Source organism: Deltaproteobacteria bacterium, from assembly GCA_009930495.1.
Classification (GTDB): domain Bacteria; phylum Desulfobacterota; class Desulfovibrionia; order Desulfovibrionales; family Desulfomicrobiaceae; genus Desulfomicrobium.
In genome coordinates, this window is the sequence record RZYB01000340.1 from 1 (window position 1) to 1,775 (window position 1,775).

Genomic DNA, 1,775 nt, shown 5'->3' on the forward strand with positions numbered 1-1,775 from the left:
GGATTGCGCCCATGGCGGGCAAAAAAAGCGTATTTGGAGGTTCTATGAAACGTATTCTGTGTCAGAGTGTTGTTGTGGCGGCTCTTTTCGTGCTGTGCGGCGGGGCGTTTGCCGGTATGCTCGATCAGTTCGCCGGCCAGAAAGGCAAAATCGACATTGCCGGCGGCACCGCCCATATCCCGGTCATGACCGAGGCGGCCAGGCGGATCATGACCGCGAACTCCGACATCCGCATCACCGTCGAGGGCGGCGGCACCGGCGTGGGCGTGCAGAAGGCCGGCGAGGGCTTGGTGGACATCGGCAACACCGGTCGCGCCCTGTCCGAGGCCGAAGTCGCCAAATACGGTCTGGAGTCCTTCCCCTTTGCCGTGGATGGCGTGACCGTCGTCGTCAATCCGACCAACGGCGTGGCCGACCTGACCAGCGCCCAGGTGCAAGATATTTTCGCGGGCAAAATCACCAACTGGAAGGACGTTGGCGGCACGGACGCGGCCATCACCCTCTATACCCGTGACGAAGCCAGCGGCACGCGCGAGGTGTTTTGGGGCAAGCTGCTCAAGAAGGGGGCCATCGCCGACAAGGCCAATGTGGTCGCCTCCAACGGCGCCATGAAGGTGGCCGTGGCCCAGGACGCCCAGGGCATCGGCTACATGAGCATCGGATTCGTGGACGCCGAGGTCAAGGCACCCCTGTTGGACGGCGTGGAGCCCTCCCAGGGCAACGCCAAGTCCGGAACCTATCCGGTCGCCCGCAAGCTCTACATGAACACCAAGGGCGCCCCCCAGGGCCTGACCAAGCTCTTTGTCGACTATGTCACCGGGCCGGAGTGCACGGACATCATTGCCAAGGCCGGATACATTCCGCTCAAGTAAGGAAATGGGCCAAGCTGTGTCCTGTCGGCGGTCCGTTCTGCGTCGGCAGCTTTTCGCGGATCGTGCGGCCGGATGGCTGTCCCGGGGGGCCGGTTTCGTCTCCCTGGGCACCCTGGCCGCCATTTTTGCTTTTCTGGTTGTGCTGAGTCTGCCGCTGTTCACCCAGGGACAGTGGACGGATATTTTGTCCGTGACGTGGCGGCCGCACGAGGGGCAATTTGGAATTCTGGCCATGATCGCCGGGTCTCTGGCCTTGAGCGTCTCGGCCTTTGTCCTGGCCTATCCGCTGGGGATCGGCGTCTGTCTCTTTGTCTGTGGGCCATGGGGCCGGGGGCTACGGCGCGTGGTCCTGACCGTGGTGACGTTCATGACGGCCATTCCCACCGTGGTCTACGGGTTTGTGTCCGTGTTCCTGCTTGTGCCCCTCCTGGCCAAGGGGCTGGGCAGCCGGGGCCCTTCGCTGCTGGCCGCAATCCTGACCCTGGCCCTGCTCGTGCTGCCGACCATCGTTCTTTTCGCGCTGGAAGCCCTGCGCGAAGCCGAGACACGAACCCGCCTGACCAGCGCCAGCCTTGGCCTGTCGCCGGTCCAGTCCCTGCTCCTGGTGGTCTTGCCGAACTGCGCCCCGGCCCTGCGCACGGCGGCGGTCATGGGCTATTGCCGCGCCCTGAGCGACACCCTCATCCCCCTCATGCTGGCCGGAAACGCGCCGCAATTTCCCGATTCCCTTTTTGATTCCGTGCGTGCCCTGACCGCGCATATCGCCCTGGTCGTGGCCACGGACGACAGTTCCCCGGCCTTTCATTCCCTGTTTGCCTGCGGATTGATCCTGTTTGGCGTGAGCCTGGCCGCGCAGATGGTCATAAGGGTCGGCGGCAAGGCGGGCAAACCGTTGGGGAACCG

2 protein-coding genes are annotated in these 1,775 nt (G+C 64.2%); both read left to right on the forward strand.

The genetic code is table 11. The annotated features are described in order from the left end of the window. The first annotated feature begins 44 nt into the window (after positions 1-44). Positions 45-872, forward strand: a complete 828-nt coding sequence (locus EOL86_14485; GenBank protein NCD26779.1) for a phosphate ABC transporter substrate-binding protein — start codon at positions 45-47, stop codon at positions 870-872. A gap of 4 nt (positions 873-876) precedes the next feature. Beyond that, on the forward strand, positions 877-1,775 hold an 899-nt coding region (locus EOL86_14490; protein NCD26780.1), incomplete at its 3' end, for an ABC transporter permease subunit.